Genomic DNA, 19137 nt, shown 5'->3' with positions numbered 1-19137 from the left:
ATTGCCGTCCTCGCACGACCATGCCCCCGCGACCGGAAATCGCTCCCCGGGATATCGATGCGTTCTACGCGGGTGCCCGCCCCTTACCGAAAGCGCCGATGGTGGCATGGAAGACGCCCATGACGAGTACACCGAGGGCTGCGGCCGTGAAGGCGAGCAGGGGGCGTTCGGTCATGTCGGCGGTGGCGGCCAGCAGGGCGGTGATGACGTACATGCCCCACCCGGCCACCAGGTTGATCAAGGGGCCGTCGCCGAACGGAGTGGGAAAGCGCTCCTTGGTGATGCCCTTGACGAAGTGCGGCGTGGCATTGGCGGCCAAAACTCCGGCCAGGAAACTCAGGACTGAGGTCAACATGCGGAGGACTCCTGGGACGTGCCGGTGAGACCGCGGACGGTGAGCTCGGCCAGCCGGAGGAGACGGGTGCGCTTGACGTGTATGTCGTGCTGGGTCTGGGTGATGCCCTTGAGAGCGTCGAGCAGGAGTGCGGCGCAGTCGCGGGCGGGCAGCACGGTTTCGAGCAGGTCGAGTTCGGCGCAGTCGATCAGGGCGGCCTCGATGACGTTCCGGTAGTCCTCTTCGAAGGACCGCACGAGGTCAGGGGCGATGTCTGCGGCCTCGGTGAACAGGTCGGCGTGGAACTCGGCGGGGGCGGCGTCGGAGAACGCGTTCAGCTTCACGACCAGGACGCGATAGATCCGCTCCGCGGCGGCTTGGTCTCCCGCGCCCGCTTCGCGCGCCGCAGCGGTGATCTTCTCGGTGACGAGGGTCGCTGCGGCGAGGAAGATCTCCTGCTTGTTCTTGAAGTGCTGGTAGACGGCGGGCCGGGACATGCGGGCCGCTTGGGCGAGGAGGTCCATGGAGGTGCGGCGGTAGCCGTATCTCACAAAGACACCCAGGGCGGCACGGGCGATATGAAGTCGCTTGCCCTCGACGGTGACTGACATGCTGACACTATATGCATGTTTTGTCAGATCGGGTAAAGGCGTACGCGCGAACGCGTCGCGAGGGCGCCAGGGCGGGCGCGGGCCGAACACATGACTCGCCCGTCACCCCTTACGGACGCGGACCGGAGCAACCCGCCTCCCGGCTCAGGCGGTTTCGGTCCGTCGAAACGAGTCGGCGTTACGCGCGCACCAGTCCGCGAAGGTCCGCGGCCTGCGTCCGAGCAGCCGCTCGACGGTGTCCGTCCGGAACCCGACCGTGTCTGCGCGCATGACATTGAGACCCTCGATCAGGGCGTCGGCGAGCGCCTGAGGCGCCCCGTCGGGGAAGCGGAACCGTACGGCTTCCTCCGGTGTGGTCACTTCTCGGACCTCGATGTCGCGGCCGACCGTCTCGGAGATGACCCGGACCTGCTCGGTGATGGTGAACGTCTCGTCGCCGGTGAGGACGTACTCCTTGTTCTGGTGGCCGGCCTCGGTGAGGACGAGGGCGGCCACCGCGGCGATGTCTGCGGGGTCGATCGGTGCGTAGCGGCCCGGGCCGACCGGGTCCAGGACGTGGTTTCCCTCGCGAATGGTGGGCAGCCAGTCGAGGGCGTTGGTCATGAAACCGCCGGGCCGAAGGAATGTGGCGGGTATCGCGGAGGCCCGGATGATCTCCTCGCGTTCGTGGTGCCAGCGGGCCATGGCCGGCAGCGGCTCAAGGGTGACGTGAAGGGAAGACAGATGCACGATGTGGCTCACCCCGGCAGCCTCGGCGGCAGTGATGGCGGCGGCGGTGTAGTCGGTGCCGATGCCCTGGGTGAGCAGGAAGAGTTTGTCGACGCCGGCGAATGCCGACGCCAGCGTCGAGGGTTCACCCAGGTCCCCGACGACGCGCTCCGAGCGGTCTGGCAGTCCGGCGGCGCGGGCCGGGTCGCGGACGAGGAGACGTGACTTCGCGCCCTTCCCGTCGAGTTCGCGGGTGAGTTCCCGGCCGATGTTCCCGGTGGCTCCGGTGACCAGTATCATCAAGGCTTCCCAAAGTCGATTGCCGTCTAACGAGTCGCAGGGAACGCTAGCCGGTAAATGATTAGCCGTCAATCGACTTGCTTTGCGGCTCGGACAGCCGCTTCCGCACATCACCGAAAGGCCGCGATGGCAGAGTTCCTGGACCTGCACAGCAGGACGTCCAAGGCCCTCCGGGCACTGGCCGACACGGCCATGCGACGCCATGGACTGCATGTCGGACAGAACTACCTGCTCGCGGCGCTGTGGGAGCGGGATGGCAGCACGCCGGGCGAGGTCGCCGCCGCGCTGAATGTCACGACGCCCACCGTCGTCAAGATGGCCGACCGGATGACCACGGCCGGGCTGCTCACCCGTCGCCGTGACGACCGGGACAACCGCCTCGTCCGGCTCTGGCTCACCGACGCGGGGCGTGCGCTGCAGAAACCGGTCGAAGCGGAACGGCGGCTGATCGAGGAGAAGGTCACCGCCGACCTCACCGAAACCGAGCGTGAATCCCTCTTGAACGCTCTGGCCAAGGTCAACCGGGCGGCGAGCGAGCTGCTGAGCAAGCCCGTCGACTACGGCGACTCCGCCAGCACCTGACACTCCCCCTCCCCTCCGGGAACGATCGGCCTGAACAACGCCGCGCTGAACGGCGGCGTGAGCGGGCCCGTGCCCCGGGCGCGTCCGGCTTGGCCACGGCGCCGGTGCTGGCCCCCCTCCTGGAACGGGGCGGCGGCGCACCCTTGTCCAGGGTGCGCCGTCCCGCCGCCGCTGCCCCGCCGCCCCGGCCGCTGCGCCTGCGGTCAGCTGATGTTCCCGGTGAAGGAGTGCTGCTGACCGGTGCCGAGGCCGAATGAACCCAGCACCTTGGAAAGGTCGGGCCGTCGCTTGACCGAGAGTTTCCGGTACACGCGGGTGAGGTGCTGTTCGACCGTGCTCACCGTTACGTACAACTCGGCGGCTATCTGCCGGTTCGACCTGCCGCCGGCGGCCAGGGTGGCCACCTTCCACTCCGCCTCCGACAGGACCTCGCCGTCCGTCTCGGTTGCGCTCTCTCCGTCGGCGGGCCCCTTGCGGAGCGCTGACACGGACCATCGATCGGGTCGAGAGACCGCGACTTCGGCCATCGGGCGAGACAGGCCGCACTCGTCGGTCATGCGCAGCGCCTCGTGCCACCGGGCGCGCGCCAGCTCGGTGTCGCCGGACTCCATGTGGAACTGGCTGAGATCGGCGAGTGCGCCCGCCAGCGAGATGCGGCCACCGCACGCGCGCAGGACCTGCACGGACTCCTCCAGCCACGCTCGCCGTCGCTCGGGTTCGTCGACGGCGGCCATGGTGCACAGCGCACGGCCCCGCGGCAGGCTGGGCCGGCTACTGAGGAGGGAGAGCTCCGTGGTGACCAGCTGTCGGGCCATCTGCGGCGCCCCCATGGCCAGATGCGCCTCCGCGGCACTGCTGCGCCAGCCGATCAGGTCGAGGGGCGTTCCCCGCTGCCGGGTGGCCAGCGAGGAACACGCGGTGAAGTCGCTCAACGCCGCGTCCGGACGGCCGGTGGCCAGAAAGTGGTGTCCGCGGGACATCAGATACGTCGCACCGAAGTACGATTGCATCATTTCATACGGGACCGGATATTCCAGGTAACGAGCGGCCTCGTCCGTCTCGCCCAGAAAGGTATGGGCGGAGATCAGCGCGGACAGCGGAGCGCCGATGGCGACCCCCCAGCTGTGCAGGGGAAGTAATTCCAACGCGGCGACACCTTGTCGCACCGCCGTGCGCAGGTCCCCCTGGAGCATCCGCACATGTGATTGCAGGCCGGTCAGGAATGCCTGACGTCCCGGCGATTCGGCTGCGGGCAATCGAATCAATAACTCTCCACACAGGCGGTCGGTGTCCAGCAGGTGCCCGTGCTGGAGGAGTTCCAGCAGATATATGACATTGCGGTCCCAGAACCGCGACAGATTCGGAGCGGTCGGCCCCCACCGAATACAGGCACCTATTCCTTCGCCGTCCTGCGGCGAAGAGCACAGCGAAGACCGCTCACCCGAGGTGATATCGATCCAGGTACTGCCGAAAGGCGGGGGTACGGTCTTTCCCAGCTGAGCGGCCGGCGCGACACCCGAGCGGGACTGGTCCACCGGAGACACCGGGAGAGCATCGAGCAGTTCCGGCCGGAAGTAGCCGACGAGGAACGCCAGGTCCCGGGTTCGTCCCTCCGTCTGGACGGACGGAGGGATCTTTTTCAGACTGCGGATTGCTTCCTCGGCCTCCTCGTGGCGCCCGAACCAGAGCAGCAGGAGGATGAGGAGCCGCAGCCCGTGCTCCTTGAGCAGCCCCGCGGACATGGCGGCCAGCAGCAACTCGGCGTCCTGCCTGGCCGCCGCAGGGTTGACGTGCCAGAGCGCGTCGACCAGATCGGTGGAGACATCCGCCCGGGTCTGCTCGTCCAGTTCGGCCCGGTCGGCCAGCCGCAGACAGCGGCGCGCCTCCTCCGCCTGACCGCGCGACAGCAGCTCGCGTGCCGCGGACAGCAGGATCGACACCTCCACCTCATCCGGGACACGGTCCGCTGCGATGAGATGCCCGGCGAGCGTGCAGAGCGACGCCCCGTCGCCCTGCAGCAGCGCTACCGCACGCCGGTGGAGGAAGGAGCGCTCGACACGGTCCGCCCCCTCCAGCACCGCGGTACGGATACCGGGATGCCGGAACGCGCCGTCCCGGAGAAAGCCCGCACGGTTGAGCTCCCCGATCTGGTGCGCGACCTCGTCGACGTCACGCCGTAACAGCCGGGCCACCTGTGCGGAGGTGCCACCGTCACCGAGCACGGCCAGGGCCAGGGCGCAGTCCCAGAGCGCGGGATGGCGCGCGAGGGCCGCCCGATAGGCCCCCCGCAGGGCGCCACCGACCGCAACCGGCGACGCGTCGGGCGGCACACCGTCCGTACGGAGATCCTGGAGGAGCCCGGCGACAAGCCTGGGGTTGCCCCCGCAGATCCGGTGTGCGGAGCCGGCGAAAGCGGCGGCCGCCTCCGCGCCGACCTCCCCCTCCAGCAGCAGCCGTACATCGGGATCCGACAGTGCGCTCGCCTCGACCGTCCGGCAGTCGGGTAGCCCGAGGAGGCCCGGACTGTGGACACCGCTCTCCCAGAACTCCCGGGTACAGGAGAAGACCACGACGATGCCGACGTCCCGGGCACGCCGGGCGATGTGGAGCAGGCTGGACCGCGAGGCCCGATCCGCGTTGTGCATGTCGTCCACGACGATCACCGGCCGCGCATGCCGCGCCGTGCCGGTCAGCGTGGCGACGAACCCGTGCAGACAGCGGATTCTCGCGGTGGCGCTCGCGGCGGGTGCGGTCAGACGGCCCATGAGCTGCCGCAGCGTACCTTGTAGCGGATCGGGTATTCCGGGGGTCTGCGCGAGTTGCTCGATCGTGCTGCCAGCTATTTCGCGTTCGTTGTGAAATCCGGTGGCTGCCAGGTAAAGTGACCCTGAGGCGGTCCAGTGCGTTCGGAGACTACGCAATGCAGCGGTCTTCCCGGTTCCCGGTCCGCCATGGAGAATGATGACGCCACCCTCGGATTGCTCATCTCCCGCCAGTAATTCATCAAGCGTCTTTGCATGCGGATTGTAGCTGCACGAATCCACGATACCGCCTATGCGCTCACGGAATCATCCTCTGGTCCCCGTCGGAAAAAGATATCACCGCTCATCTGCCCCCCTGGGCCCCTCTTACTGTTTACAGGCGAGCAGTTGGAGGAGACTTTCACAAACGTTTAGGTCGAGCAGCCGTTCCCTAATGTTTACCGCCCGCGTCCATGTCCTCAGGGCTGCCGGGAAGGCCCGTGAACCGCTCGAAGGCGGCGATCGCCTCGCCGAAGGCGGCGCTGGAGGAGGCCCCCGCCGACCGGGGGCCACCGGCGGCCCGACCGTCGGTCAGCCGGGACCAGCCGTCGCGGCCGGCATTGAGAAAGGACAGGTACGGGGTGATGTCGGCGCCGTGCTCGTGCGGATTGAGGTACGCGTCGGCCGGCGCCGCATTCCGGTAGACGCCGTCGGTCCGGTCCAGCAGGCCCAGCGCGACCAGGATGTCGAGGAACTCCGGTACGTTGCCGTCCTCGATGTCCATGCGCCCGCACAGGTCGGCGACGGTGCCCTCGCGTCGGGACAGCTCCGTGAACACTCCCCACTCGATCGCGGCAAGCAGCGCCTTCGAGGTCCAGGGGGCGGTGGCGAGAGCGATGACGTTGTGCGATGACCGGGCGTCGACCGGGACCGGGGCCATCGGTTCTCCTTTCGTGGCAGCCTCGGTCACGAGAGGCCGAGGTCCTGGTAGAGGGCATCACCGACGGCGAGGGTGCGCCGCTGGTGATCGTCCTGCAGGGTCTTGCCGTTGAGGTGGAGCGCGGCGACGAGACCGGCATCGGGGTCGGCGAAGGCGAGGGACGTCCACAGTCCGTAGTGCCCGAAGGTGCGGAGTGAGGCGTGGCGGCTGAAGGCCGTGTACGCCTCGCCCAGATGACGGGACTCCACACGGAAGCCGAGTCCCCAGTCCGCGTTGCCGAACGGGTCGGTCAGTCCCACCCGATGACGGGACGTCATGGCCGTCACGGTCTGCGGCCGCAGCACCCGGCCGTTCCTCCCCCGGCCACCGGCCAGCAACATCTCGAAGAAGCGGCCGAGGTCGCGGACCGGTCCGCGCATGTTGAGCCCGAATATCGGCCGGGTGCAGGCCGCTTCGGTGGCGTACCAGTAGGTGGGCTGGACCGGGAACCCGCCGCCGGCGATGTGGATCAGCGGCAGCCGGTCCGCGGCCGCCCGGTACTCCTGCGGAGTGAGCACCACCCGGGTGTCGTCCATCCCGCAGGGCGCCAGGATCTCCTCGGACAGGTAGCGCTCGTAGCTGCGGCCGTCGACCGCCCGGACCACCTCGGCCAGCAGGAACCACGCCCACCACGGCGCGTAGTTGATGCGTTCGCCCGGACGGCTGCCCGGCGGGACCGTCATCGTCCTCAGTTGCTCGCGCCGCAGCGCGACCGGCGCGGCGCAGCTGCCGTGGAGCGGATCGAGTGCCATGGGCACCGGTGTCGTGTGGGTCAGTATCTGGAAGAGGGTGATGGTTTCCCGGCCGCTGTCGCGGAACCACGGCAGGTACGTCGCGACCGGGTCCTGCGGGTCCACCAGGCCCTGCTCCCACAACCGGCCGATGGCCACGGCTCCGACGGCCTTGGAGCAGCAGTACCAGATGGGCCAGGAGTCGCGGGCGAAGGGCGTACCGGGCCGGCTCTCGCCCAGGGCGGCCGAGACGAGGGCGCCCGATGCCCGGTGCGATACGTACAGTTGGGCTCCCGGGGTGGTGACGCCAACCTCCGCGCGAAGCGCCGCCATGGTCCGCGGCAACACCTCTTCCGCCTCCCGCAGCGCGGCCTCCTCCTCCGGGGCCGGAACGCGAGTTGACCGGTCCGGCCACCGGGCGGGGGCAGGTGCGCCGGGCAGACCGGCGGTGCGGGCCCGGAGGGCGGACAGCGCTCCCGGCGCGTCCTGCGCCAGCAGTCGGTCGAGGAAGAAGATGAAGAGGAACGCGCCTTCCAGCCGCAGCCCGCCGTGCTCGAACAGCCCTACCCGCTGTTCCTGGTCGCCGAAGAGCAGCGTTGCGGCGTCGGCGTGGGTGAGGGTGAAGGCGAGCGTCGGCCGCTCGGACGCGGGACCCGCCAGGAACCGGAGCGTCCCGGTGTTGAGGTCGGCCAGGATCAGCAGGGTGTCCGCGGTGCCCCGGGGGGCGTCGGTGACGTCCAGTCGGACACGGATCGCCGAGGACTCGTCGAGGGGCAGCCGGGCGGAGCCCGCCGCCGCGCAGGCGAACCACTCGGTCGAGAACAGCGGGTGGCGGCCGGTCGCGGCGAAGGGAACCAGCTCGGCCGGGGCGGTCCTCAACTCACCCTCCGGGCCAGGGTGAACCGTACCTTCGAGGTGCTCGACAGGCTGCCGTCGGCGGCCTTCAGCCGGGCCAGCTCGGCGTTCACGGCGGCGACGGCGTCCGGCCGCAGTTCCTCCGGCACGCTCTCCCAGAACTGGCGGCCCGCGGTGGACCACACCCACTGCCACCACTGCTCGTCACTGTCGAAGCGGGTGACGCAGTCCTCCTCGACGGTGTCGACGTCGTCGAACCCGGCCGTCAACAGCGCGGCGTGCAGGGCTTCGACCGAACGGAACGGGCTGTCGCCGGGCAGGGCGTGCGAGGAGGGTCCGCGACCGAAGGGGGCGCTGGCCGTGAACACCGCGTCCCAACGGGGATCCGGCCTCCCCCACCAGGACAGGGCGAACCGTCCGTCCGGCTTCAGCAGCCGACGGTAGCGGGCCATGGCCTCCTCAGGCCGGGGATAGAAGAACAGACAGATCCCGGCAAGGACGGCGTCGTAGCTCCCCGGGTCGGCCGGGATGCCGTCCGCGGCGAGCGTCTCCGCGTCCCCGACGACCACCCGCGCCTGTGGCAGACCGTGCCGGACGATCTCCTCCTCGGCGCGCGCCGCCATGCCCGCCGAGAGGTCGACGCCGATGACCTCGCCCCGAGGTCCGGTCGCGCGGGCGGCCGGCACCAGCACGGCGCCGGTTCCGCATCCCACGTCCAGGACACGCTCCCCGGCCGCGATGCCGGCGTGGTCGACCAGCCGCCGCCCCAGGTCAGCGAAGTGGTCGACGCCGACCTTCTCGTAGGTCGGGGCACTGCGGTCGAAGAGCTGGGCGAGGGATGATTTCACGCTGTCGTGTACGACGTCGCTCACTGGTTCTTCTCCTGTTCGGGACTGGCTCCGGTGTCCAGTCGCTTCCGGGAGCCGGTCCTGGCCGACTCGTAGACGGCCGTCACCACGGCCACTGCCTGCCGTCCGGCCGGTCCGTCCACGAGGGGCGGACGGCCGTCGCGCACCGCGTCGCAGAAGTCCAGCACCTGGTCGCGGTGCGGCTGGTAGAGCAGGCCGTTGCGGTCCCTGGTCAGGTCCCGCTGCTGGGAGGCCGCATGCTCGGCGGACTGGTCGGCGCTGCCGAAGGCCCCGTAGGCGGGGGCTCGTTCGCCGTCGCGTGCGGCGTGGAAGTAGGCCAGTTCGTCGTTGTCGATGACCACCGAACCCCGGTCGCCGTACACGGACGTGCGGGCCGTACGGCCGGGGTAGGCCGCCGTCGTGGCCAGAAGGGAGCCGAGGGCACCGCCGGCGAAACGCAGGGTGGCGCAGGCGACGTCCTCCACCTCGATGCCGTGGTGGCCGAGCAGCGCCGTCTGCGCCGTGACCTCCACGACCGGTCCGACCAGCCACTGGACCAGGTCCACCGCGTGCACGGCCTGGTTCATCAGCGCACCTCCGCCGTCCAGTTCGCGAGTGCCGCGCCAGGAGCCGGACGTGTAGTACGACTGGTCCCGCCACCAGGGCAGCTCCACCGTCACCGACGTGATGCGCCCCAGTTCTCCGCTCTCGACGGCGGCCCGCGCCAGCCGGGCCGCCGGGTCGAAGCGATGCTGGGAGATCACCCCGAGCGCGCGGCCCTCCTGCCGGGCGACGGCGATCAGCCGGTCGGCGGCCCGGGTCGACACGTCGATGGGCTTCTCCACCAGCACGTGCTTGCCCGCGCGCAGGGCGGCGGTCGCCAGCTCGGCGTGGGTTCCGGTCGGTGTACCGACGATCACAGCGTCGATGTCGGGCCGGGCCAGCAGGCCGGCCGTGTCCATGGGCTCACAGCCCAGCTCGGCGGACTGCGCCTTGGCGCCGGCCGGGTCGCGGCCGGCGATCGCCACCAGCCGTGCCCGGCCCGCCAGTTCGGGGTCCGTCAGGGTGAGCAGGCGTCCCAGGAAGCCGCCGATGGAGCCGCATCCGATGATCCCGAAGGTCAGCATGGATGCCTCATCCCACCGGGGTGATGGCGTTGCCCAGGTAGTTGGGCAGTGCGGTGAGCCGGCGCTCCTGGTCGTCGAGGTCGGCCGGGTAGGCCTCCCGGTACCGCTCCGTCACCTGCTGTACCTGGTCCCATGTGGTGGGCAGGACACCGGAGTTGTACAGCGGAGCATGCTGGTCGTACAGGGTGGTCCCGGGTCGCAGGAACAGCTGGTTGATGCCGAACCAGGCGGGGATGCCCGACGCCCAGTCGACCAGCCAGTCCGAGATGCAGGCGTCGTCGTTCGGCAGCCCCAGCAGGACGAAGGCGAAGGGTGTGATCCCCGCGTCGCGCAGCTTCACCACGGCTTCCTGGATCTGCTTCTCGGTGACGCGCTTGTGGACGTCGGTGCCGGCGACCGAGGGGGACTCGGCGCCCAGCCACATGCCCTGGCAGCCGGCGGCGGCCCACTCCCGCACATCCGTCTTCAGCACGATCTCGGCCCGGGTCTGGCCGACCCAGCCGATTCCGCGCCCCTTCATCCGGTCGCAGATCTCGCTGTAGAAGGGCTTGTTGATGCCGAAGACGTAGTCGAGGAAGAACTGGAACTCCAGGCCGGCCGCACGCTGCGCCTCGATCTCGGCGATCACGCGGTCGACCGGTCCGGTGCGCATACGGGTGCCGAACGGCAGGTGGCAGAAGGTGCAGCCGTACGTGCAGCCGCGGGCAGCCAGCACCATGCCGCACGGGCCGGGCTGCGGGAGGCCGTCGACGACGACCTCGGAGGTGTAGCGGTCCATGGGCGCCAGGTCGTAGGCGGGCAGCGCCCAGTCGTCCAGGGGGAGGTTCGGGAACGGTGTGAAGCGGTCACCCATGATGGCCAGGGGTGAGGCGACGGTGGCGAGGTCGCCGGACAGGATCGGGGCGGTGACGCCCCTGTCCAGGCAGCGCACGGCATGGACCGCGGCGGAGTCGGCCTCGCCGATGGCGATGTGGTCCACGGCGAGCGCGCTCCGGGTCGCCTCGGGAAGGTGCGTGCCGTGCGGGCCGATGACCAGGGTGCGGGCCGTGGGGAAGACCTGCCGGGCCCGGTCGGCGGCCGCGCGGACGGGTCCGATGTCCAGGGGGTAGCACTGCGCGCGGTCGGCGATGGCGGACGAGACCACCACGATGTCCGGTTGGTCGACGGCGGGCGCGGAGTCCTGCAGTCGCTGGTCCCACACGGTGACGGAGTGGCCTTCGGCGCGGAGCTGACCCGCGGCCAGCAGGACGTCGAGCGGAACCTGGATGAAGTACTGGTCGAATCGGTTGCTGGGAATGACCAGGCAGATGCGCATGGCGGATGACCTCACAGGCGGGCGGAAGGGGTGGCGGGGGGAGACATCGTGAGCGGCTCCCGCCCGGTGGACCGGGAGGATGCGGCGAGTCGGCCGATGCGCGTGATGCCCCGGAGGTCCGGACCGGCCGGTTCCGGGTGGCCGAGCAGGGTGGCGATCGACGAGCGCAGGGCGTTCTCCAGAGGAGAGTCGTGGATCATCCACTCCCGCCGCAGGCCGGGGCCCTCCGCGCTCAGAAGGTGCATGTTGCGCGGCAGCGGGGTCCCGTTGGGCAGGACGACCGGGTCCAGGTGGAGGCTGAACCGCACCGGACCGGCGACCGCCTCCACGTACCGCTGCCTGCTCTCCTCGGCGGAGCGGGGGACGAACCACGGCGGTGTGGGCACCTGACCGGTGGTGTCCGGACCCGCGATGGTGGAGTACAGCTCGACAGCGGTGCCGTCCACCGTCACGGTCTCGTAGGCCGCGGTGCTGACGAGTTCCGGATCGGCGGCGACCCGTAGGGAACTGCTGTCCGGCTCGGTGCTCAGATATCGGTCGTACGTCGCGGACGACAGGAGGCCGCGTACCAGCGCGAGCATGTGCAGCCACTCGTAGCCGAAGACCCCGTGGTCGCGATCGACGAACCGGCCGGCCGCGATGTCCGCCAACCGGTCCTTGCCGAAGCCGACGCGGAGCGCGCGCAGCGGGTGCCCCGGGGCGAACTCCTGCCGGGCCGAGCGGAACAGCGCCAGCGCCTGGGCGTGGCTGTACTGGTCCATCACCACCAGTCGGGCCCGGTCGTGGCGGGCGAGCAGCGAGAGCAGGGCGGAGGTCTCCCACGAGCGGCAGACCGGTTTCTCCACCAGCAGCCTGGCCGCGGGGTCGACGGCCAGCACGGCCGCCACGTTCTCCAGGTGGGCGGCGGTGGGCGAGCACACCGACCACACGTCGACCGGCGGGTCGTCCGGCAGGTCCCCGAGGCCGCCGAAGACCGGCGTCCGGTGGGACGTCGCGGTCTGCACGGGATCGACGAGGCTCACCCGGAATCCGAGATCGCTCAGCAGTCGCTCGTGCAGTCGGCCGGCGGTGCCGTGGCCGATCACGCACACGTGGGTCCTGGACACCGGGGGCCTCACCGTGCGGCGAGCGGAGCGTCGGCGGGAACGGCTCCGGCCTGTGGGCGGCGTCCTCCGGCGACCAGGTACTCCTGGTAGTACGCCTCGAACAGGCCGGCCTCGTCGATCGCCCGGTCGACGGGTTCCAGATGAAGGCCGGGCGGGAGCCCGTCGGCGTTCCGGCAGAGCTCCTTGGCCGCGATGAGTGTCCCGGCCCGGTAGGCGTCGTACCCGCGGTTGGCGATTCCCTCGTACTCGAACAGGTTCAACGAGCGGCCGTCGCCCAGGACCGTCACGGTGGCGCCGCTCGGCAGGGTGTGGCGCACGCCGACGAACGGCACGGTCGCGGAGCGCACTCCGGGGAAGCCCTCGCTGAGGAGGCTGAAGTCCTTGGTGGCGAAGCCCGCCAGATAGAGCCCGTCGGGCAGGAGCGGAAGGTCCTCGGCGGTGATGGCCAGCTCGCCGCTGTTCCCGATGATCAGGAACGGGGAGTGTTCGCGCAGCGCCTCGGCCGCACTGGTGTAGGTCTCGAAGCCGTGCTCGGCGGCCGCGATGAGCGGCAGGACCTGGGGGTCCACCACACCGACCCGGCATCCCAGGGAGCGCAGGGCGTGCGCCACCCGCGCCCCCAGCGTGCCGAAACCGAGCAACAGGATGTGCCTGCCAATGAACTTCTCACCGGGCAGGATGGCGCGCAGCCGGCGCACGCAGGAGTCGGCGATCTCGTTGTAGCCGAGCATGGTCTTCAGCTGCGACCGGGCCATGTTCATGACGGGTACGGACAGTTCGCCGGGGGCGTTGACGATCCGTTTGAGCCCGCTGACCGTGAGTTCCACGGCGGCGTCGATGTTCTCCTCGAGTGCGCCGTGGGCGCCGTAGCCCTGGGCCAGCAGCCCGCCGTCGTCGATGACCAGGACCTTCCGGCCGGCCTCGTGCGCACGGCGGATGAAGTCGTCCACCCGTGCGTTGACCCCCAGGGCGTGTGCCAGTGCGCCGGTGTCGGCCGTACCGTTGATGACCGAGTTGTCCAGCGTGTCGCTGAGGTACCCGTGGTCGAGGAACCAGGCGTGGACGCGGTCGCGGTGCAGGGTCCGGTCGCCCTTCGACAAGGTGAAGATCCATTCCCGGTCCATGCCGGCGCGCTCCATGCCCAGCAGGAAGCCCACGCTGTTCTCGACGTAGTGGTCGCGGAAGATCAACGCCCAGTCGGCGAAGGCCGGTTCGGGGGTGGCGTAGCGCGCGACCAGCGGCATGCCCCGCACGATCGAGTCGATCTCGGCGGCGGTGTAGCGCCGGCTCCGCAACGCGACGGCGTCGACGAGACGGTCGAAGGTGGCCTGCGCCGCGTCGGACAGCGGGCCGGAGGCGGTGAGCAGGATCTGCAGGGCGCCGGCCGCGGGATGGATGTGGTCCAGGGTGCCGGGTTCCGGGTGCGGCACCGGCCTGCTGCGGACCTCCACCCGAGTCCCGTCCAGCCAGGTCAGAATGCTCCCGGACCGCATCTGGAGTTCGGGCGTTGGCTGACCCTCCCCCCGGATTACCGAGTGGACCACCTCCTGCAGCTCCTGTTGCGTCATACGGCCGTCGAGGACCTCGTACCGGCCTCCGCCCGCATCGGTGGCCTCGTCGTCCTCGATTGCCGTACCCACCGCGTTCGTCGAGGAATAACCCATGGATAAACCCTTCTCATACGTGTCGAAGTACGGGCTCCCGTACGGAAAGCAGCGCCGCCGCTTTCCCTGGAGCACCGGAAAACTCTTCTCAGAACCAGACGAGGACGACGGCCGCCGCCGTCATTCCGCCACCCACCGCTGCCAGCAGGATCCGTTCACCACGGCGGAACGGCCGCTTTTCCTGAGCTGCCCGCAGCGTGATGGGAACAGAGGCAGCCCCGGTGTTGCCGAACTCCGTAGCCGTCACCTGAACCCGGTCCGGGTCGATTCCCAATTCGGCTGTCAGCTTTTCCAGGAGACGCACATTGGGCTGATGGAAGATAAAACGGTCGATGTCGTCCAGGCCGATCCCCGCAGTCGTCAGCGCGTCCTGGACGACTTCGGGGAGGACCTTCACCGCGTACTGGGCGACTGCTCTGCCGTCCATACGGAAGAGGTGTTCTCCGGCCCGGTACGCCTGCGGGGTGAGCGGCTTCCTCGTGCCACCTGCCGGCACCTCCACCAGCGACCGCAGACTTCCGTGCGAGACCAGCCGCGACGCGCGGATGCCGTACCCCTCCGGCACCGGGCCGAGGAGCGCGGCGCCGGCGCCGTCACCGAAGAGGCTGACCGTCCTGCGGTCGCGCCGGTTCATCACGGAGGAAAACATGTCCGCGGCGACGACCAGGGCATAGGGGCCGGTGAACGAGCCGGCCGACAGCATTCCTGAGGCCACCGCGACCCCGTAGACGAAACCGGAGCAGACGGCGTTCACGTCGAAGGCCGCAGCGCCGTCCAGTCCCAGCCGGTCCTGGAGCACCGCGGCCGTCGCCGGCTGCGGCTGGTCAGGGGTGGCGGTGGCCACGATCAGGCACCCGATGTCGCCACCGGCCACGGGCCGCCGGGCCAGCAGGGCGCGCACCGCCTCGTGGCCGAGGTCGGAAGTCGCCGTGCCGGGCGGCGCATAGCGCCTTTCCCTGATTCCGGTACGTTCCGTGACCCATTCTTCAGGGACATCCGCCCAATCGGCAATGTCGCTGTTTCCGACAACCCTGTCCGGCACATAATGACCGACTTCGAGAATTCCGATCGCCATTCGGGAAGCACCCCCTCGATATTGCCTCAGATGGCCTCCAACCTACGGACCCCGCAAAGAGCCTGGCCACCCCCTACCACCCCTACCGGCCCCTATTCAACACACTCGATGACAGGTACACCACAAGGGGTTCCACCAGGGAATCCCCTTTTCGATTGACGGTCTCTCATCGGATGGCTTACGGTCTTTCAGCGTCGGAGCATTCAGCCGAATTCCTGCCCGTGCTGCCAGCTCACCGACAGAACCCACCGCACCGCGCGGATTCAATTTCGAATTCATCCTGATGCGGCCGTGGAACTTTATTGGAGGGCGCTTCGTGCCTTTGTGGACTGCTCAGGAACCCATTGACCGCGCATGGTCCGTCTCTTCTCGTGATGACGCGTCCGGCAATCCGGCGGTGTCATGACCGCCCCCGTGGAAGTCCGCCGCGGAGCCCGGCTCGTGGTCACGGGCGGCAACTTCCTGCAGTTCTTCGACTGGATCGTCTACTCCCTGTTCGCCCCGGTCTTCGCCCAGGAGTTCTTCGGCGGCGACCAGGTGGGGGCCACGGTCGGCGCGTTCCTCGTCTACGGCGGCAGCATGCTGCTGCGCCCGGTGGGCGGTGCGCTCGGCGGATTCATCGCCGACCGGTCCGGCCGCAGGCAGGCCATGGTGGTGGGGATGAGCGTGGCCGGCGTCGCCTCGCTCGTCATGGGCGCACTTCCCGGATCGGCGGCGATCGGCGTGTGCGCACCGGTTCTGCTGGTCCTCGCCCGCAGCGCCCAGGCGCTCGCGTTCGGCGCCGAGTGGCCGACCGCGGTGACCTACCTCATGGAGGTGGCGACCGACAAGTCACGGCTGCGGTACGGCAGTTATTTCATCTTCACGTGCACGGCAGGCGGGTTCGCCGCCTCGGCGCTCGGCACCCTGCTGTCGTCGGTCCTCTCCCACGACGCACTGGTGTCCTGGGGCTGGCGAGTGCCCTTTCTCCTCGCCGGGTCCCTGTCACTCCTGCTGTGCCTGCTGCGGCGCGGACTGCCCGAGACCCCCGCCTTCCTGAACCTCCGGGCCACGGCCGCGAAGCAGGCGCGCCCCCGCCGGCCACCGCTGCGGGTCCTTGCCTCCCACTGGCGCGCGTTGCTGACGGTCGCGGCGCTGGCCGCCGCGGCCTCGGCCTCCACCACGACCTTCGCGGTCATCGTGCCCACCGTCGCCCAGGAACGGCTCGGTGCCTCGCCCTCCACCGTCCTGGGCGCGAACACCCTGGTCACCGGCCTGCTCCTGCTTCTGGTACTGCCACTTGGCTACCTCGGGGAGCGGATCGGGCTGCGCCGCGTGCTCGCCCTCACCAGCGTGGGCTTCCTGGTCGCCCTCCCGGCGCTGTACACCACCCTCTCCCCGAGCTATGGCGGTCTGGTGCTGGCCTGCGGTGTCGGGATGCTGCTGTCCAGTTTCCAGGGCCTGGCGCTGCCCCAGGCCATGACCTCGATGTTCCCGGTGGAGCTGCGGGGTCTGGGCGTGGGCCTCTCCCAGGGCGTGGCCGACGCCGTCTTCGGCGGTTTCGCCCCCGCCACGGCGCTCGCCCTGGACCGAGCCGGTCATGACGGCTGGTTCATCGCAGGCGTCTGCCTCCTGGTCCTGGTCGGCTGGTCGGCCACCGTCGCCGCGCTGCGCCGGGCCGAGGTCGCCGCCCCCGACCAGTTGCCGGCCGACGTACTGATCCAGACGGGCCACCTGTGAGCACCCAACTGAACGGGGCCCCGCACTGCCTGCCGCCGACCCGGAGACCGGCATCGGACGCCCCGTCGGACAACTCCACCGCCACGAAGGAGGATTCATGCATACCGCTGAGGAACCCGTCGGCCACAGCCCCGCACCGCTCGACCGGCCGCGCACCACGGCCACGACCCCGGAAACGGATCGCGGCACGACCCCTGGCGTCCCGGGGCACGCCGGCTCCTGCGCCCGCTACCCGCACGAACACCGGGCGGTGGCACGTGCATTCGCGACGCGCTGACGGCCGGGCGCCGGGCTGGATGCGCGGACTGCCACTCGCTCCTCCGGAGAACGGGGAGCCGGCTGCCGCCCACCTGGGAGAGCCCTCCCGGACACAGGTCGTGCACGTCGGCGAGGCGTCCGCGGCGACCGCCGACCGGATCGCCGCAGCGGCCGCCGGTCAGCCCGCCGCCGCAGCTCCGGGCTCCCGTCCACGCTCCGGCGCGGAGGGAGTGGACAGGGCGGACGCGGCCGTCCACGCGGCTGTCCCGGTCCTGGCAGCCGCCCTCGCGGTGGTCGTCGTGGTACGCATTGGCTGCGGCGTGGGGTCGCTTGCGGACGGCCTCGTCCTCGCCACCGGAGGGGCCTGCCTGCTGGCCGCTCTGGCCGGTGCGCGCCGACTGGTGACGGACCGTCATCACGGGCTGCGCGCCGCCGGAGCGCGGCTGCGGAAGGCCGGTCTCGCGGCGGGCGACATCGTCGAGGTGGGCCCGGGCGACTTCGTTCCGGGGGACGCCCGTGTCATCGACGGCCGGGGTTCGGTGTGTGATCTGCCGTACCGTCACCCGGGGCTGGACGGGGACGTCCTGGCGCGCGAGAAGGGGTACGACCGGTCGTCCGTCACCGGTGGTGCCCGCGTGCTGGACGGCGACTTCCGGCTGGAGCTCGTCAGCTCCAGCCGCGACTCGCTCATCGCGCGGTCGGCCGCACTGCTCGACGCGGACGACGGCCTGACGGTGTGGTGGTGGTTCGGCGGCGTCCTGGTGGCCGAAGGAGTGGTCACGGCCTGCGCAGGCCTCCTCCCGTCCGCCGGCAGGGCGGTCGTCTCCGGCATCGACGCGCTGACCGCGGCCGTGCTGATCGGCGCCGTACTCCTGCACCGGCCCTCGCCCTTCGCCGGTCTGCTGCACCGCCTCGGCCTCCTCGACCTGGCGGACCTGGGCCTGCTGGCCCGCAGCGAGAAGGCCGGCACCGTCCTCGCCGCCGCCGACGTCCTGCTGATCGACAAGAACGGCACCCTCACCCAGGGCGAGCGCCGGGCGCAGCGGCTCCTCCCCGCGCCCGGTGTGCGGGAGGCGGACCTCGCCAGGGCGGTGGCCCTCGCCAGCCTCGGGGACGACACACCCGAGGGCCGCTCCTCGCTCGACCTGGTCGGGCGCAGCCACGGGCCGGAGGCGGTGGCCCCTCCGCCGGAGGGTTCGTGGTCGTCCGTGCCCTTCAGCCCGCAGACCCGGATCAGCGGCGTGGACGTCGCCGGACCGGACTCCGGCCGACGCCTCCGCAAAGGAGCCCCGGCGGCGGTAAGGGAGTGGGCACGCGGGCAGGGGCTGGCGTGGCCCGTCGAACTCGACACGGCGATCGCCGGCCTGGAGGCCACCGGCAAGACGGTTCTGGTCGTCGTGTCCGCGGCGGGCTCGGGACCGGGACAGGATCCGGGCGTGGCCGGGGCCGTCGTCTTCGACTCCACCTACCGCGCCGACATCGTCGGCGGGATCCGCGCCCTGCAGCACCTCGGTGTCGAGGTCGTGGTGCTCACCGGGGACAGCGGGGCGGTGGCCAGGGCCACCGCCGAGGCGGTCGGCGCGGACGGCGTGGTCGCCGAAGCGGACCCGGACCGCAAGATCGCCGAGATCAGGGCCTGGCGCGGCCTCTCCGCCACGGTCGCCGTGGTCGGGGACGGCGACAACGACGCGCCCGCCCTGCGCGAGGCCGACGTCGGGATCGCCCTGCACAGCGGTCTCGCCGAGGCCAAGTCGCAGGCCGACCTCGTCGACGTGAACTCCCGGCCCGCCCAGCTCGCCGCGGCCGTACGGACCGCACGCGCGTCCGCCACACTGTCCGCGTTCGCCTCGTCCTGGAGCCGTTTCGGCGTACTGGCCGTCATCCTCTCCGCCCTCGTGGCGGCCGGGGCGCTGCTCGCGACCGGCGGCCACCCGCCCCTCTCCTCGCAGTCCCTGTCGACGGCGGCGCACGTACTGCGTGCCGCGGCGGCGGCATCGGCCCTGACCATCGCTGTCCTCGCCTGGACCGTCGTACGACTGGTCCCCGCACGCACGCCCCTGACGGAAGCCACGGTCCGCGTACGGAGCCGGCTCCTCGCGGGAGCGGCCGCCATCCTTCCCCTCGTCGTCCTCCTGGTCACGACGTGACGCACCCGGCCAGCCACGGGCACACCCGTGCGGCCGA

At 70.5% G+C, this 19137-nt stretch carries 16 protein-coding genes; 4 read left to right on the top strand and 12 right to left on the bottom strand.

Annotated features, from left to right (window positions below):
* Positions 1–64: 64 nt before the first annotated feature.
* From ACIPC1_RS10520 to ACIPC1_RS10510, 3 genes are all read right to left on the bottom strand, one after another.
* A complete protein-coding gene (locus tag ACIPC1_RS10520) occupies positions 65–355 on the bottom strand; it encodes a hypothetical protein (protein ID WP_402515326.1) in 291 nt (96 codons plus the stop codon).
* Positions 349–945 carry a TetR/AcrR family transcriptional regulator gene (locus ACIPC1_RS10515; RefSeq protein WP_402515324.1) on the bottom strand — a complete coding sequence of 199 codons (597 nt, stop codon included), beginning with the start codon at positions 943–945 and terminating at the stop codon, positions 349–351. The genes ACIPC1_RS10520 and ACIPC1_RS10515 overlap by 7 nt, the downstream gene beginning before the upstream one ends.
* A 144-nt stretch (positions 946–1089) precedes the next feature.
* Positions 1090–1953, bottom strand: coding sequence for an NAD(P)H-binding protein (locus ACIPC1_RS10510; protein WP_402515322.1), 864 nt, complete (start codon positions 1951–1953; stop codon positions 1090–1092).
* A 126-nt stretch (positions 1954–2079) separates the two neighbouring features.
* Here ACIPC1_RS10510 and ACIPC1_RS10505 point away from each other — a divergent pair, with 126 nt between their 5' ends.
* On the top strand, positions 2080–2535 hold the full coding sequence (locus tag ACIPC1_RS10505; protein WP_402515320.1) for a MarR family winged helix-turn-helix transcriptional regulator: 456 nt from the start codon (positions 2080–2082) through the stop codon (positions 2533–2535).
* A 203-nt stretch (positions 2536–2738) separates the two neighbouring features.
* Here ACIPC1_RS10505 and ACIPC1_RS10500 read toward each other — a convergent pair whose 3' ends face one another.
* The 9 genes from ACIPC1_RS10500 to ACIPC1_RS10460 form a co-directional block, all read right to left on the bottom strand.
* On the bottom strand, positions 2739–5579 hold the full coding sequence (locus tag ACIPC1_RS10500; RefSeq protein ID WP_402515318.1) for an AAA family ATPase: 2841 nt from the start codon (positions 5577–5579) through the stop codon (positions 2739–2741).
* A 148-nt stretch (positions 5580–5727) separates the two neighbouring features.
* Complete coding sequence (locus ACIPC1_RS10495) at positions 5728–6216, bottom strand: methyltransferase dimerization domain-containing protein (protein WP_402515317.1); 489 nt, start codon at positions 6214–6216, stop codon at positions 5728–5730.
* A gap of 26 nt (positions 6217–6242) precedes the next feature.
* Complete coding sequence (locus ACIPC1_RS10490; protein ID WP_402515315.1) at positions 6243–7865, bottom strand: serine hydrolase domain-containing protein; 1623 nt, start codon at positions 7863–7865, stop codon at positions 6243–6245.
* The gene (locus ACIPC1_RS10485; protein WP_402515312.1) at positions 7862–8713 is read right to left on the bottom strand and encodes a class I SAM-dependent methyltransferase; all 852 of its coding nucleotides are present in this window, start codon (positions 8711–8713) and stop codon (positions 7862–7864) included. Before ACIPC1_RS10485 ends, ACIPC1_RS10490 begins: the two co-directional genes overlap by 4 nt.
* Positions 8710–9816: a Gfo/Idh/MocA family protein gene (locus ACIPC1_RS10480; protein WP_402515310.1), complete on the bottom strand. Its 1107-nt coding sequence runs from the start codon at positions 9814–9816 to the stop codon at positions 8710–8712. Before ACIPC1_RS10480 ends, ACIPC1_RS10485 begins: the two co-directional genes overlap by 4 nt.
* A 7-nt stretch (positions 9817–9823) precedes the next feature.
* Positions 9824–11131 carry a B12-binding domain-containing radical SAM protein gene (locus tag ACIPC1_RS10475; protein ID WP_402515308.1) on the bottom strand — a complete coding sequence of 436 codons (1308 nt, stop codon included), beginning with the start codon at positions 11129–11131 and terminating at the stop codon, positions 9824–9826.
* An 11-nt stretch (positions 11132–11142) separates the two neighbouring features.
* On the bottom strand, positions 11143–12237 hold the full coding sequence (locus ACIPC1_RS10470) for a Gfo/Idh/MocA family oxidoreductase (protein ID WP_402515306.1): 1095 nt from the start codon (positions 12235–12237) through the stop codon (positions 11143–11145).
* An 8-nt stretch (positions 12238–12245) separates the two neighbouring features.
* Positions 12246–13901: a hypothetical protein gene (locus tag ACIPC1_RS10465; RefSeq protein WP_402515303.1), complete on the bottom strand. Its 1656-nt coding sequence runs from the start codon at positions 13899–13901 to the stop codon at positions 12246–12248.
* Between the two features lie 88 nt (positions 13902–13989).
* Positions 13990–14976, bottom strand: a complete 987-nt coding sequence (locus tag ACIPC1_RS10460; protein ID WP_402515301.1) for a 3-oxoacyl-ACP synthase III family protein — start codon at positions 14974–14976, stop codon at positions 13990–13992.
* A gap of 402 nt (positions 14977–15378) precedes the next feature.
* Here ACIPC1_RS10460 and ACIPC1_RS10455 point away from each other — a divergent pair, with 402 nt between their 5' ends.
* The 3 genes from ACIPC1_RS10455 to ACIPC1_RS10445 all read left to right on the top strand — a co-directional run bounded on the left by ACIPC1_RS10455 (position 15379) and on the right by ACIPC1_RS10445 (position 19100).
* On the top strand, positions 15379–16695 hold the full coding sequence (locus tag ACIPC1_RS10455) for an MFS transporter (RefSeq protein ID WP_402515299.1): 1317 nt from the start codon (positions 15379–15381) through the stop codon (positions 16693–16695).
* Between the two features lie 97 nt (positions 16696–16792).
* Positions 16793–16972 (top strand): hypothetical protein, encoded by a 180-nt coding sequence (locus ACIPC1_RS10450; protein ID WP_402515296.1) that lies wholly within the window; start codon positions 16793–16795, stop codon positions 16970–16972.
* Positions 16973–16991: 19 nt separating this feature from the next.
* Positions 16992–19100 (top strand): HAD-IC family P-type ATPase, encoded by a 2109-nt coding sequence (locus ACIPC1_RS10445; protein WP_402515294.1) that lies wholly within the window; start codon positions 16992–16994, stop codon positions 19098–19100.
* Positions 19101–19137 lie beyond the last annotated feature (37 nt).

It is taken from the genome of Streptomyces sp. NPDC087263 (assembly GCF_044744645.1).
Taxonomy (GTDB): Bacteria; Actinomycetota; Actinomycetes; order Streptomycetales; family Streptomycetaceae; genus Streptomyces.
Note: the sequence above shows the minus strand (reverse complement) of the source record. Positions and strands in the feature narration are given on the sequence as shown.

Bases quoted from the DNA above. Each gene is read 5' to 3' on its own strand.
- ACIPC1_RS10445 (WP_402515294.1), top strand. From the start codon at position 16,992: ATGCGCGGACTGCCACTCGCTCCTCCGGAGAACGGGGAGCCGGCTGCC.
- ACIPC1_RS10460 (WP_402515301.1), bottom strand. From the start codon at position 14,976: ATGGCGATCGGAATTCTCGAAGTCGGTCATTATGTGCCGGACAGGGTT.
- ACIPC1_RS10510 (WP_402515322.1), bottom strand. From the start codon at position 1,953: ATGATACTGGTCACCGGAGCCACCGGGAACATCGGCCGGGAACTCACC.
- ACIPC1_RS10505 (WP_402515320.1), top strand. From the start codon at position 2,080: ATGGCAGAGTTCCTGGACCTGCACAGCAGGACGTCCAAGGCCCTCCGG.
- ACIPC1_RS10495 (WP_402515317.1), bottom strand. From the start codon at position 6,216: ATGGCCCCGGTCCCGGTCGACGCCCGGTCATCGCACAACGTCATCGCT.
- ACIPC1_RS10520 (WP_402515326.1), bottom strand. From the start codon at position 355: ATGTTGACCTCAGTCCTGAGTTTCCTGGCCGGAGTTTTGGCCGCCAAT.
- ACIPC1_RS10450 (WP_402515296.1), top strand. From the start codon at position 16,793: ATGCATACCGCTGAGGAACCCGTCGGCCACAGCCCCGCACCGCTCGAC.
- ACIPC1_RS10475 (WP_402515308.1), bottom strand. From the start codon at position 11,131: ATGCGCATCTGCCTGGTCATTCCCAGCAACCGATTCGACCAGTACTTC.
- ACIPC1_RS10515 (WP_402515324.1), bottom strand. From the start codon at position 945: ATGTCAGTCACCGTCGAGGGCAAGCGACTTCATATCGCCCGTGCCGCC.
- ACIPC1_RS10455 (WP_402515299.1), top strand. From the start codon at position 15,379: ATGACCGCCCCCGTGGAAGTCCGCCGCGGAGCCCGGCTCGTGGTCACG.
- ACIPC1_RS10480 (WP_402515310.1), bottom strand. From the start codon at position 9,816: ATGCTGACCTTCGGGATCATCGGATGCGGCTCCATCGGCGGCTTCCTG.
- ACIPC1_RS10465 (WP_402515303.1), bottom strand. From the start codon at position 13,901: ATGGGTTATTCCTCGACGAACGCGGTGGGTACGGCAATCGAGGACGAC.